12 protein-coding genes and 1 pseudogene are annotated in these 12,682 nt (G+C 42.1%); all 13 read left to right on the forward strand.

The genetic code is table 11. The features are described 5' to 3' along the window. Positions 1–1,675 (forward strand): annotated as a pseudogene (locus O3652_RS06730) (hypothetical protein); the annotation flags it as partial. Between the two features lie 111 nt (positions 1,676–1,786). Further along, positions 1,787–1,993, forward strand: coding sequence for a hypothetical protein (locus O3652_RS06735; RefSeq protein WP_000390701.1), 207 nt, complete (start codon positions 1,787–1,789; stop codon positions 1,991–1,993). Next, entirely contained in the window at positions 1,990–2,184 is a 195-nt protein-coding gene (locus tag O3652_RS06740) for a hypothetical protein (protein WP_000709170.1), read from the forward strand. Before O3652_RS06735 ends, O3652_RS06740 begins: the two co-directional genes overlap by 4 nt. After that, positions 2,171–3,046, forward strand: coding sequence for an ABC transporter ATP-binding protein (locus tag O3652_RS06745; protein WP_371590189.1), 876 nt, complete (start codon positions 2,171–2,173; stop codon positions 3,044–3,046). Before O3652_RS06740 ends, O3652_RS06745 begins: the two co-directional genes overlap by 14 nt. A 12-nt stretch (positions 3,047–3,058) precedes the next feature. Beyond that, positions 3,059–3,793, forward strand: coding sequence for an ABC transporter permease (locus O3652_RS06750; RefSeq protein ID WP_371590190.1), 735 nt, complete (start codon positions 3,059–3,061; stop codon positions 3,791–3,793). A gap of 4 nt (positions 3,794–3,797) precedes the next feature. Beyond that, positions 3,798–4,895 carry a sensor histidine kinase gene (locus tag O3652_RS06755; RefSeq protein WP_125423792.1) on the forward strand — a complete coding sequence of 366 codons (1,098 nt, stop codon included), beginning with the start codon at positions 3,798–3,800 and terminating at the stop codon, positions 4,893–4,895. Between the two features lies 1 nt (position 4,896). Beyond that, positions 4,897–5,496, forward strand: a complete 600-nt coding sequence (locus tag O3652_RS06760; protein WP_125423789.1) for a response regulator transcription factor — start codon at positions 4,897–4,899, stop codon at positions 5,494–5,496. 318 nt (positions 5,497–5,814) lie between these two features. After that, complete coding sequence (gene rpsL, locus O3652_RS06765; protein ID WP_001142332.1) at positions 5,815–6,228, forward strand: 30S ribosomal protein S12; 414 nt, start codon at positions 5,815–5,817, stop codon at positions 6,226–6,228. 19 nt (positions 6,229–6,247) lie between these two features. Then, complete coding sequence (rpsG, locus tag O3652_RS06770) at positions 6,248–6,718, forward strand: 30S ribosomal protein S7 (protein ID WP_000087873.1); 471 nt, start codon at positions 6,248–6,250, stop codon at positions 6,716–6,718. 275 nt (positions 6,719–6,993) lie between these two features. Then, positions 6,994–9,075, forward strand: coding sequence for an elongation factor G (fusA, locus tag O3652_RS06775; protein ID WP_000090336.1), 2,082 nt, complete (start codon positions 6,994–6,996; stop codon positions 9,073–9,075). A gap of 322 nt (positions 9,076–9,397) precedes the next feature. Then, on the forward strand, positions 9,398–11,098 hold the full coding sequence (locus O3652_RS06780) for an acetolactate synthase large subunit (RefSeq protein WP_371590191.1): 1,701 nt from the start codon (positions 9,398–9,400) through the stop codon (positions 11,096–11,098). Beyond that, complete coding sequence (gene ilvN, locus O3652_RS06785; RefSeq protein ID WP_001253813.1) at positions 11,091–11,567, forward strand: acetolactate synthase small subunit; 477 nt, start codon at positions 11,091–11,093, stop codon at positions 11,565–11,567. The genes O3652_RS06780 and ilvN overlap by 8 nt, the downstream gene beginning before the upstream one ends. A gap of 89 nt (positions 11,568–11,656) precedes the next feature. Next, the gene (gene ilvC / locus O3652_RS06790; protein ID WP_000290683.1) at positions 11,657–12,679 is read left to right on the forward strand and encodes a ketol-acid reductoisomerase; all 1,023 of its coding nucleotides are present in this window, start codon (positions 11,657–11,659) and stop codon (positions 12,677–12,679) included. The last annotated feature ends 3 nt before the right edge of the window (positions 12,680–12,682 follow it).

Here is a 12,682-nt window from a genome sequence, read left to right on the forward strand (position 1 = left end):
AACCAGCACAGGTCCTCAGGGTGTTCCACAAACAGGAACCCCGACCTTCCAAGGTGGTGATCCACTGGTTCCAATCGATGAAACGGTCGAGCCAACCTTCGCAGATGGAAGCAAAGAGAAGTCTATTCCAGGTCAAGGAACTTACACGATTGCCCCAGACGGAACGGTAACTTTCACTCCAGACAAACAGTTTGTCGGAAACCCAGAACCAGTCACAGTCAAACGTGTAGATAAGAATGGCACTCCGGTCACTGCGACTTACAGTCCAGAGTTTACGAAAGTAACACCAACTGGCACTGGCGCAACCAGCACAGGTCCTCAGGGTGTTCCACAAACAGGCACCCCAACCTTCCAAGGTGGTGACCCACTGGTTCCAATCGATGAAACAGTTGAGCCAACTTTTGAAGATGGCAGCAAAGAGAAGTTTATTCCAGGTCAAGGAACTTACACGATTGCCCCAGACGGCACAGTGACCTTCACTCCAGACAAACAGTTTGTCGGAAACCCAGCTCCAGTCACAGTCAAACGTGTGGATAAGAATGGCACTCCAGTGACTGCGACCTACAGTCCAGAGCTCACTAAGGTAACACCAACTGGTAAAGATACTTCTTCAGTGAACATTAAGGGGCTTGTTCAAACGGGTACACCAACATTTGAAGGTGGTAATCCGCTTGTTCCAATCGATGAAACAGTCGAGCCAACCTTTGAAGATGGATCAACTGAAAAAGTGATTCCAGGTGAAGGAACTTATGCAATCTCACCAGATGGCACCGTTACCTTCACTCCAGAGGCAGACTTTGTAGGAAAAGGAACAGGCGTAACGATTGTCCGTAAGGATAAGAACGGTACTCCAGTTACTGCAAGCTATCGTCCAACAGTTGTAGATCCATCTACTGGTCATGACACGGCTTCTACAGGAGCAAAAGGCCAACCACAAGTGGCAACACCAGTGTTTGAAGGAAATATCGATTCGACTGTACCACCAACATTTGAGGATGGTAGCACGACTATGATTGTTCCGGGTGAAGGAAGCTATACAATTGATAAAGATGGTAAGATTACCTTTACTCCAGAACCAGACTTTGTTGGTACAGCTAAAGGATTGGTTGTGAAACGTCTGGATATGTATGGAAATGTAGTTACTGCTCACTACACACCAACTGTCCTTGGACAAACACAAGTGAGTGATGCGACATCAGAAGGTCTTAAAGGTCAAACTCAGACTGGTAAACCAAACTTTACAGGTGATGTCGATCTGACAGTTCCGCCAACCTTTGAAGATGGAACAACTGAAAAAGTCGTTCCAGGTCAAGGAACTTATGTAATCTCACCAGATGGCACCGTCACCTTCACTCCAGAGGCAGACTTTGTAGGACAAGCCAAAGGTGTGAAAGTGATCCGTAAAGACCGTAATGGAAATATCATTTCAGGATTCTATACTCCAACAGTAGTAGAACTTCCAGAGCAAGTGAAGCCGTCTGATAAAAAAGAACTTTCAGTATCTGATTCGAAACCAGATCAATTGACTCAAAACATCTCTGTAGAAAAAAATCAACTTCCAAATACAGGAAGTCAAGAAGATGGTTTGAAAAATCTAGGAATTCTGACAGCCCTAGCAGGTGCTATGACACTTGGATTGCTAGGTAAAAAGAAACGAAACGATGAATCAGACTAATCATTTTTAAGAACCGAGAAATTGGTTCTTTTTTTATGACATTTGTCATATTTCCTAGTGACAGAAGCATCTAGCTCAGTTAACTTCAAAGGACTATAATTGAAGTATGAAATGGAGGAAGAAGAAATGAAAAATAAAATGATTGTCGCAGTGAGTTTAGTAGCAGCAGGAGTTATGACCTATCTCATGTTTTCAGGATTGGACGAGGGTTTCTACCATTTTCCTTGGGAGCTCTTTGCTGGCTTTGGAATGATGTCTTGGCTTGTCAGAGAAGGTTTGAAATTGGTCAGAGATGTGAAAAAGGAGTTTGAGGAATGAAAAAAGCAATCATCTATTTCTTTATCAGCCTATCACTCTTGGTATGGTTAGTGGAAATGTTTACTGGTTGGTTTGACCAAACCGTGCTTCGCCAATTTATTCGTGGTGCTTGGGGTTTTGGGTTTATGATTTTCGTCGTTTTCCCTATGGGAATGAAGTGGTTGAAAGGAGAATCTCATGACTGTGATTAAAGTTGAGAAATTGAGTAAGAAAATAAAAGACAAGGAGATCTTGCGGAACATCTCCTTTGAAATCAACGATGGTGAATGTGTCGCCTTGATCGGACCTAATGGAGCAGGTAAGACGACCTTGATTGATTGCCTCTTGGGCGACAAGTTCGTGAGCTCAGGTCAGATAGCTATTCAAGGCTTTGCACCAACAAATCCTCGATTAAAGCAGCTTATTTCTATCTTACCTCAAGAAAATACGGTGGTTCAAGACTTGAAAGTGAAAGAACTCTTATCCTTCTTTCAATCAATCTATCCAAACAGTCTCTCCAATCAAGAAATTGATGACTTGCTGAGATTTTCGGACAAACAGAAAAATCAGCTAGCGGGCAAGTTGTCTGGTGGGCAAAAACGTTTGTTCTCTTTCGTGTTGGCACTAATAGGTCGTCCGAAAATTCTATTTTTGGACGAACCAACTGCTGCCATGGATACCTCGACACGTCAGCATTTTTGGGAAATTGTCAATCAGTTAAAGAAAAATGGTGTCACCATTGTCTACTCTTCTCACTATATCGAAGAGGTAGAACATACGGCTGACCGCATTTTGGTCCTCCACAAGGGTGAATTGATCCGGGATACGACACCTTATGCCATGCGTGGTGAAGAACAAGAAAAACATTTTACGGTACCACTAACTTATCAGGAAGTTATCAGCACTTTGGACCAGATTCAAGGGCTTGAAATCAAGCAAAATGCTCTTTCCTTCACAACCAAAGAAGCCAGTCAAGTATGGAAAACCTTACAAGAACAGGGCTGCACGATTGAAGAAATTGAAGTTCGCAATCGAACTCTCTTAGACAGTATCTTCGAAACGACTCAAGACTAAAGGAGATTGACGATGAAAAATATGACAAGTCTCATGAAAGTGGAAATCATTCTGATGAAACGGCAAGCCGTCTACTACTTGCTATCCATCGGACTTCCAAGTGTGTTTTACCTTATCTTTTCTGGTATGATGTCAGGGTCAGATGTTCCAGAAATTGTTCTTCAAGCCTATCTTTTTGCCATGACGCTCTTTAGTATCATGTCAAGCGCCTTTTTCAGTATCCCTAGCACACTCGAGTCTGATAAGACAAACAACTGGCAAAAATTGATTCAACATTCTCCCGTATCTATGGTAGAATATTATGTATCAAAACTGTTCAGTACCCTACTGACTTTCTTGTTATCAATTACAGTTGTCTTTTCAGTTGGTCATTTTGTCCGTGGAGTGACCCTGCCTTGGCTTGACTGGATGGTAATTGGCGCTATTTTGCTGATCGGAAGCGTGGTCTTTATCAGCATGGGGGTCTTGGTGAGCTTGCTACCCAGTGCTCAACTGATGACGGTTGTTGGAAATATTGCCTATATTGCTTTGGCTGTTCTAGGTGGACTGTGGTTCCCCTTGGATTCCTTCCCAGAATGGCTCCAATCTATTGGAAAGCTGACTCCAACCTATCAACTGATGCAGGTCGTCTCTACTTATTTGGAACACCATGAATTTAATATTCTTGCTGCCTTGGTTGTGCTAGGCTATACAGTTTTCTTTGGTGTACTGGTAATCCAGCTGAAAAAAAGGATTGAGGTAAAATAAATCTATGTTGGAAAAATTTAAAAACATTCATTATATGTTTCATATTTCAATAGTGTTTATCATCTTTCCTATAGCGGGTGTCATCGTTGGAGATTACCCGCTTTTAACCTTGCTATGGACCCTACTATTTGTACTTGCCTTCTATTCGGTTTTAATCAGTCAGAATCGCACCGTGCAGTGGCTAGCATGGTGGTCCATGCTTGTCTACATTTTTTATACATCTGTTTGGCTAAGTTCAGGTTTCACATGGTTTATCTTTTATTTATCCAATCTCCTTATTTATGAGCTGGATGAGATTTCTTTTCACTCTTGGCGTTTTGTCAGTTTTATTGTCCTGCAACCATTTATTCTGACCGGAATCTATATGGTCAATCATGTTAGTCCCTGGCAGCTACTCTTTTTCTTGGTGACCTTTATCTTTTCCGATGCAATGACCTTTGGTCTTTATCGAATTCGATTGTCGGAGGACATAAAAGAAGAAAAGATGAAACAAAATGCCAAGCTCAATCTTTTCTTGGCTGAAAACGAACGCAGTCGTATCGGCCAGGATCTTCATGACAGTCTAGGCCATACTTTTGCCATGCTGAGTGTGAAGACGGACCTTGCACTCCAGCTTCTCCAAATGCAGGCCTATCCTCAAGTGGAAAAAGAATTAAAAGAAATTCATCAGATCAGTAAAGAATCCATGAATGAAGTTCGTACAATTATCGAAAATCTTAAAACCAGAACCCTTGCTTCTGAATTTACGACTGTTAAAAAAATGCTGGAAATTGCAGGAATTGAAACAGAAATCAATCACCAACTAGATACAGCTAGCCTAACTCAGGAATTAGAATCAACGGCCTCCATGATTTTGCTTGAATTGGTGACCAACATCATCAAACATGCCAAAGCATCCAAAGCTTACTTGAAATTAGAACGAACAGAGAAAGAACTCATTCTAACAGTGAGAGATGATGGCTGTGGCTTTGCTTCTCTAAAAGGGGATGAACTCCATACCGTTCGAGACCGTGTCCTTCCTTTTTCAGGAGAAGTAAAAGTGATTAGTCAGAAACAGCCGACTGAAGTGCAGGTTCGGCTACCTTATAAGGAGAGAAACTAAGATGAAATTACTTGTTGCAGAAGATCAAAGTATGTTGCGAGATGCTATGTGCCAGTTGCTTACCTTTCAAGCAGATGTAGATTCTGTCCTACAAGCCAAGGATGGCCAAGAAGCAATCCAACTTTTAGAAAAAGAGTCTGTGGATATCGCCATTCTTGACGTAGAAATGCCTGTTAAGACAGGCCTCGAAGTCTTGGAATGGCTACGAGCAGAAAAGCCAGAAACAAAGGTGGTTGTGGTGACGACCTTCAAGCGCCCCGGATATTTTGAACGTGCGGTCAAGGCTGGAGTGGATGCTTATGTCTTAAAAGAAAGAAGCATCGCAGACCTCATGCAAACCTTGCACACTGTTCTCGAAGGACGCAAGGAATATTCGCCTGAATTGATGGAAGTGGTGATGACGCACCCCAATCCGTTAACAGAGCAAGAAATCGCTGTTTTAAAGGGAATCGCTCAGGGTTTGTCTAATCAAGAAATCGCGGATCAGCTTTATCTATCAAATGGAACCGTCCGAAACTATGTCACCAATATTCTTTCGAAACTAGATGCTGGTAATCGAACAGAGGCAGCCAACATTGCAAAAGAATCTGGTTGGCTTTGATAAGAAGGGTTAAACAATTTCGAAATGATAACTTGAATCGAAGGAAATCCATACTAGAAAGGAGGAGGCAAATTGCCTCCTTTTCTGGTTTAGAAAAGCGGTAAAAGCTAGTGTCAAAGAGTTAAAAGATCAGAATAAAAATGAAAAATATCTTGACAATGAAGGAAAAATTGTGTTACAATAATAGACGGTACTTTTTACTTTTGGTCTCTCAAAAGTGTACAGGGACGTGCTGACAAATGTTGCAAAAGTACACACAGATGGTAGCTGTCACCAAGTGTATCATCACCAAAAATAAAAAAACACAGGAGAATGTAGATGCCTACAATTAACCAATTGGTTCGCAAACCGCGTAAATCAAAAGTAGAAAAATCTAAATCACCAGCTTTGAACGTTGGTTACAACAGTCATAAAAAAGTTCAAACAAACGTTTCTTCACCACAAAAACGTGGTGTTGCAACTCGTGTGGGAACAATGACACCTAAAAAACCTAACTCTGCCCTTCGTAAATTCGCTCGTGTACGTTTGAGCAACCTTATCGAAGTTACTGCCTACATCCCAGGTATCGGACACAACTTGCAAGAGCACAGCGTGGTGCTTCTTCGTGGTGGACGTGTAAAAGACCTTCCAGGGGTACGTTACCATATCGTCCGTGGTGCACTTGATACTGCAGGTGTTAACGATCGTAAACAAGGCCGTTCTAAATACGGTACTAAACGTCCAAAAGCATAAGGAAAGGGGATAAAGAGAAATGAGTCGTAAAAATAGAGCTCCAAAACGTGACGTATTGCCAGATCCGCTTTACAATTCACAATTAGTTACTCGTCTTATCAACCGCGTTATGCTTGATGGTAAACGTGGTACAGCTGCTTCAATCGTTTACGGTGCTTTTGAGCAAATCAAAGAAGCTACTGGTAACGATGCACTTGAAGTATTTGAAACAGCTATGGAAAACATCATGCCTGTACTTGAAGTACGTGCACGTCGTGTTGGTGGATCTAACTACCAAGTTCCAGTTGAAGTTCGTCCGGAACGCCGTACAACGCTTGGACTTCGTTGGTTGGTAACAATTGCTCGCCTTCGTGGTGAACACACAATGCAAGACCGTCTTGCAAAAGAAATCTTGGATGCTGCGAACAACACTGGTGCAGCAGTTAAGAAACGTGAAGACACTCACCGTATGGCTGAAGCTAACCGTGCCTTCGCACACTTCCGTTGGTAATAAAATGATACTAAGAGCGGTAAAGGCCCAAGGCAAAAATAGGAAACTGATGCAGTGTTCCGTGAACACAAAGCAGTTTATCTTTTTTGCACCGGGCCTCGCTCGGGTTCAAATTAGCTAAAACGATTAGTATTAGCTTCAATTCAACTTATATACAAGTTGAAACCAACAAAAACAAGATAAACATTGAGAACGGGTAGGTCCTGCCTATCCGTTTTTATTAAAATCGTGTTATAATAGAATAGAAATTAAAATAAATAGGAGAAACAAACCTCATGGCACGCGAATTTTCACTTGAAAAAACTCGTAATATCGGTATCATGGCTCACGTCGATGCCGGTAAAACAACAACTACTGAGCGTATTCTTTACTACACTGGTAAAATCCACAAAATCGGTGAAACTCACGAAGGTGCGTCACAAATGGACTGGATGGAGCAAGAGCAAGAACGTGGTATCACAATCACATCTGCTGCGACAACAGCTCAATGGAACAACCACCGCGTAAACATCATCGACACACCAGGACACGTGGACTTCACAATCGAAGTACAACGTTCTCTTCGTGTATTGGACGGTGCGGTTACTGTTCTTGACTCACAATCAGGTGTTGAGCCTCAAACTGAAACAGTTTGGCGTCAAGCAACTGAGTACGGAGTTCCACGTATCGTATTTGCCAACAAAATGGACAAAATCGGTGCTGACTTCCTTTACTCAGTAAGCACACTTCACGACCGTCTTCAAGCAAACGCACACCCAATCCAATTGCCAATCGGTGCTGAAGATGACTTCCGCGGTATCATCGACTTGATCAAGATGAAAGCTGAAATCTATACTAATGACCTTGGTACAGATATCCTTGAAGAAGATATTCCAGCTGAATACCTTGACCAAGCTCAAGAATACCGTGAAAAATTGGTTGAAGCAGTCGCTGAAACTGATGAAGACTTGATGATGAAATACCTTGAAGGTGAAGAAATCACTAACGAAGAATTGAAAGCTGCTATCCGTAAAGCAACTATCAACGTTGAATTCTTCCCAGTATTGTGTGGATCTGCCTTCAAGAACAAGGGTGTTCAATTGATGCTTGATGCGGTTATCGACTACCTTCCAAGCCCACTTGATATCCCAGCGATCAAAGGTATCAACCCAGATACAGACGAAGAAGAAACTCGTCCAGCATCTGACGAAGAGCCATTCGCAGCTCTTGCCTTCAAGATTGCAACAGACCCATTTGTAGGTCGTTTGACATTCTTCCGTGTATACTCAGGTGTTCTTCAATCAGGTTCTTACGTAATGAACACTTCTAAAGGTAAACGTGAACGTATCGGACGTCTTGTGCAATTGCATGCCAATAGTCGTCAAGAAATCGAAACCGTTTATGCTGGTGATATTGCAGCTGCTATTGGTTTGAAAGATACTACAACTGGTGATTCATTGACAGATGAAAAAGCTAAAATCATCCTTGAGTCAATCCACGTTCCAGAACCAGTTATCCAATTGATGGTTGAGCCAAAATCTAAAGCTGACCAAGATAAGATGGGTATCGCCCTTCAAAAATTGGCTGAAGAAGATCCAACATTCCGCGTTGAAACAAACGTTGAAACTGGTGAAACAGTTATCTCTGGTATGGGTGAACTTCACCTTGACGTCCTTGTTGACCGTATGCGTCGTGAGTTCAAAGTTGAAGCGAACGTAGGTGCTCCTCAAGTATCTTACCGTGAAACATTCCGCGCTTCTACTCAAGCACGTGGATTCTTCAAACGTCAGTCTGGTGGTAAAGGTCAATTCGGTGATGTATGGATTGAGTTTAGTCCAAACGAAGAAGGAAAAGGATTCGAATTCGAAAACGCAATCGTCGGTGGTGTGGTTCCTCGTGAATTTATCCCAGCGGTTGAAAAAGGTTTGGTAGAATCTATGGCTAACGGTGTTCTTGCAGGTTACCCAATGGTTGACGTTAAAGCTAAACTTTACGATGGTTCATACCACGATGTCGACTCATCTGAAACAGCCTTCAAGATCGCGGCTTCACTTGCCCTTAAAGAAGCTGCTAAATCAGCACAACCAGCTATCCTTGAACCAATGATGCTTGTAACCATCACTGTTCCAGAAGAAAACCTTGGTGATGTTATGGGTCACGTAACTGCTCGTCGTGGACGTGTAGATGGTATGGAAGCACACGGTAATAGCCAAATCGTTCGTGCTTACGTTCCACTTGCTGAAATGTTCGGTTACGCAACAGTTCTTCGTTCTGCATCTCAAGGGCGTGGTACCTTCATGATGGTATTTGACCACTACGAAGATGTACCTAAGTCAGTACAAGAAGAAATCATTAAGAAAAACAAAGGTGAAGACTAATCAGTCCTCACTCTAGAAGGAAGTCACTTAGTGGCTTCCTTTTTTGTCTTTAACTATTCATTTTTGCTGAATATAGTATACAAATTTGGTCGCTAAGTGATAGAATTACTAATTTTATCCAGAAAGAAAATATTCTAATTTGATAAATTAAAGTAAATAAAGGTTCCTAATTCCGTAGAAAAGTTAATAAAAATGAGGGAAAGATTCATAAATACACTTTTAGATAGAAAATTCAGAAAATTGACTCTTTTGCCTTGAAAATTTTTGAAAAAATGGTATGATAGTAACAAGCTATTTTTTTAAGAGAAGAGAAAGGGGAACAATGGAGAAAATCAGTTTAGACGCTCCTAAGACGGGATCGGACCTAGTTTTGGAAACCCTCCATGATTTAGGAATTGATACCATATTTGGTTATCCTGGTGGGGCTGTCTTGCCTTTATATGATGCGATTTATAATTTCAAAGGTATTCGTCACATTTTGGGTCGTCATGAGCAAGGTTGTTTGCACGAAGCTGAAGGTTATGCCAAATCAACTGGAAAGTTGGGTGTTGCCGTCGTCACGAGTGGGCCGGGAGCAACAAATGCCATTACAGGGATTGCAGATGCCATGAGCGATAGCGTTCCCCTTTTGGTCTTTACAGGTCAGGTTGCGAGAGCTGGGATTGGGAAAGATGCCTTTCAGGAAGCAGACATCGTGGGTATTACCATGCCCATTACCAAGTACAATTACCAAGTACGTGAAACGGCTGACATTCCTCGTATCATTACGGAGGCTGTGCATATCGCAACGACTGGTCGTCCAGGTCCAGTTGTGATTGACTTGCCAAAGGATGTATCAGCTCTAGAGACAGATTTCATCTATTCACCGGAGGTGAATTTACCAAGTTACCAACCGACGCTTGATCCAAATGACATGCAAATCAAGAAAATCTTGAAGCAATTGTCAAAAGCCAAGAAACCGGTTTTGTTAGCAGGTGGTGGTATCAGCTATGCAGAAGCTTCTAAGGAGCTCAATGAATTTGCTGAACGTTACCAAATTCCAGTAGTCACTAGTCTTTTGGGGCAAGGAACCATTGCAACGAGTCATCCGCTCTTCCTAGGGATGGGAGGCATGCACGGTTCTTTCGCAGCCAACATTGCCATGACCGAGGCAGACTTTATGATTAGTATTGGTTGTCGTTTCGACGACCGCTTGACGGGAAATCCTAAGACCTTTGCTAAAAATGCTAAGGTTGCTCATATCGATATTGATCCAGCTGAGATTGGTAAGATTATCAGTGCAGATATTCCTGTAGTGGGGGATGCTAAGAAAGCCTTGCAGATGCTACTGGCAGAACCAACTGTTCATAACAATACTGAAAAGTGGATTGAAAAAGTCACCAAGGACAAGAATCGAGTTCGTTCTTATGATAAGAAAGAACGTGTGGTTCAGCCTCAGGCCGTTATTGAACGCATCGGTGAGTTGACGAATGGGGATGCCATTGTTGTCACAGACGTAGGGCAACACCAAATGTGGACAGCTCAGTATTATCCTTACCAAAATGAGCGTCAGTTAGTCACTTCTGGTGGTTTGGGTACCATGGGCTTCGGAGTTCCTGCAGCTATTGGAGCCAAGATTGCCAATCCAGAAAAAGAAGTCATCCTTTTTGTCGGTGATGGTGGTTTCCAAATGACCAACCAAGAGCTAGCAATCCTAAACATCTACAAGGTGCCGATTAAGGTTGTCATGTTGAATAACCACTCACTAGGAATGGTTCGTCAGTGGCAGGAATCCTTCTATGAGGGTAGAACTTCAGAGTCAGTCTTTGATACCCTTCCTGACTTCCAGTTGATGGCACAGGCCTACGGCATTAAAAACTATAAGTTTGATAATCCAGAGACGATAGAGAAGGATCTAGAAGTCATTCTGGAGGATGTGCCCATGTTTATCGAGGTGGATATTTCTCGTAAGGAACAGGTCTTACCGATGGTACCAGCTGGTAAGAGCAATCATGAGATGTTGGGGGTGAAGTTCCATGCGTAGAATGTTAACAGCTAGATTGCAAAACCGTTCAGGAGTTTTGAATCGTTTTACAGGTGTCCTTTCTCGTCGTCAAGTCAATATTGAGAGTATCTCAGTTGGTGCGACAGAGAACCCCAATGTATCTCGTATCACCATCATTATTGATGTAGCATCTCATGATGAAGTAGAGCAAATCATTAAACAGCTCAATCGTCAGATTGATGTGATTCGCATTCGTGATATCACAGATAAACCACACTTGGAAAGAGAAGTTATCTTGGTGAAGGTATCTGCTCCTGCTGAGAAGCGTGCAGAAATCTTGGCCATTATCCAACCTTTCCGTGCAACGGTAGTAGATGTGGCTCCAAGCTCAATCACCATCCAGATGACTGGAAATGCTGAAAAGAGTGAAGCTTTATTGCGAGTGATTCGACCATACGGTATTAAAAATATCGCTCGTACGGGTGCAACTGGATTTACCCGTGACTAATACTCTTTGATTTTCATTGAGTATAAAATCCAGCATAAATTTGTTAAACCAGCCTATAAGGCAATAAAAATAGAAAAGAGAGAAAAACTATGGCAGTTCAAATGGAATACGAAAAAGATGTTAAAGTAGCAGCGCTTGACGGTAAAAAAATCGCCGTAATCGGTTATGGTTCACAAGGACATGCGCATGCGCAAAACTTGCGTGACTCAGGTCGTGATGTCATCATCGGTGTGCGTCCAGGTAAATCTTTTGACAAAGCAAAAGAAGATGGTTTTGACACTTACACAGTAGCAGAAGCCACTAAATTGGCTGACGTTATCATGATCTTGGCACCAGACGAAATCCAACAGGAATTGTACGAAGCAGAAATCGCTCCAAACTTGGAAGCTGGAAATGCAGTTGGATTTGCTCATGGTTTCAATATCCACTTTGAATTTATCAAAGTTCCTGCAGATGTAGATGTCTTCATGTGTGCTCCTAAAGGACCAGGACACTTGGTACGTCGTACTTACGAAGAAGGATTTGGTGTGCCAGCTCTTTACGCAGTTTACCAAGATGCAACAGGAAATGCTAAAAACATTGCTATGGACTGGTGTAAAGGTGTTGGGGCAGCTCGTGTTGGTTTGCTTGAAACAACTTACAAAGAAGAAACTGAAGAAGATTTGTTTGGTGAACAAGCTGTACTTTGTGGTGGTTTGACTGCCCTTATCGAAGCAGGTTTTGAAGTCTTGACAGAAGCAGGCTATGCCCCAGAATTGGCTTACTTTGAAGTTCTTCATGAAATGAAGTTGATCGTTGACTTGATCTATGAAGGTGGATTCAAGAAAATGCGTCAATCTATTTCAAACACTGCTGAATATGGTGACTATGTATCAGGTCCACGTGTGATTACTGAGCAAGTGAAAGAAAACATGAAAGCTGTTTTAGCAGATATCCAAAATGGTAAATTTGCAAATGACTTTGTAAATGACTACAAGGCTGGTCGTCCGAAATTAACTGCTTACCGTGAACAAGCAGCTAACCTTGAAATTGAAAAAGTTGGTGCAGAATTGCGTAAAGCAATGCCTTTCGTTGGTAAAAACGACGACGACGCATTCAAAATCTACAATTAATTC

This window comes from Streptococcus sp. 27098_8_23, from assembly GCF_041432195.1.
Lineage (GTDB): Bacteria > Bacillota > Bacilli > Lactobacillales > Streptococcaceae > Streptococcus.

Excerpts from the sequence above, each read along its gene's own strand:
- rpsL (WP_001142332.1), top strand. The coding sequence starts at position 5,815 with ATGCCTACAATTAACCAATTGGTTCGCAAACCGCGTAAATCAAAAGTA.
- O3652_RS06755 (WP_125423792.1), top strand. The coding sequence starts at position 3,798 with ATGTTGGAAAAATTTAAAAACATTCATTATATGTTTCATATTTCAATA.
- rpsG (WP_000087873.1), top strand. The coding sequence starts at position 6,248 with ATGAGTCGTAAAAATAGAGCTCCAAAACGTGACGTATTGCCAGATCCG.
- O3652_RS06780 (WP_371590191.1), top strand. The coding sequence starts at position 9,398 with ATGGAGAAAATCAGTTTAGACGCTCCTAAGACGGGATCGGACCTAGTT.
- O3652_RS06735 (WP_000390701.1), top strand. The coding sequence starts at position 1,787 with ATGGAGGAAGAAGAAATGAAAAATAAAATGATTGTCGCAGTGAGTTTA.
- O3652_RS06750 (WP_371590190.1), top strand. The coding sequence starts at position 3,059 with ATGAAAAATATGACAAGTCTCATGAAAGTGGAAATCATTCTGATGAAA.
- O3652_RS06740 (WP_000709170.1), top strand. The coding sequence starts at position 1,990 with ATGAAAAAAGCAATCATCTATTTCTTTATCAGCCTATCACTCTTGGTA.
- ilvN (WP_001253813.1), top strand. The coding sequence starts at position 11,091 with ATGCGTAGAATGTTAACAGCTAGATTGCAAAACCGTTCAGGAGTTTTG.
- O3652_RS06760 (WP_125423789.1), top strand. The coding sequence starts at position 4,897 with ATGAAATTACTTGTTGCAGAAGATCAAAGTATGTTGCGAGATGCTATG.
- ilvC (WP_000290683.1), top strand. The coding sequence starts at position 11,657 with ATGGCAGTTCAAATGGAATACGAAAAAGATGTTAAAGTAGCAGCGCTT.
- O3652_RS06745 (WP_371590189.1), top strand. The coding sequence starts at position 2,171 with ATGACTGTGATTAAAGTTGAGAAATTGAGTAAGAAAATAAAAGACAAG.
- fusA (WP_000090336.1), top strand. The coding sequence starts at position 6,994 with ATGGCACGCGAATTTTCACTTGAAAAAACTCGTAATATCGGTATCATG.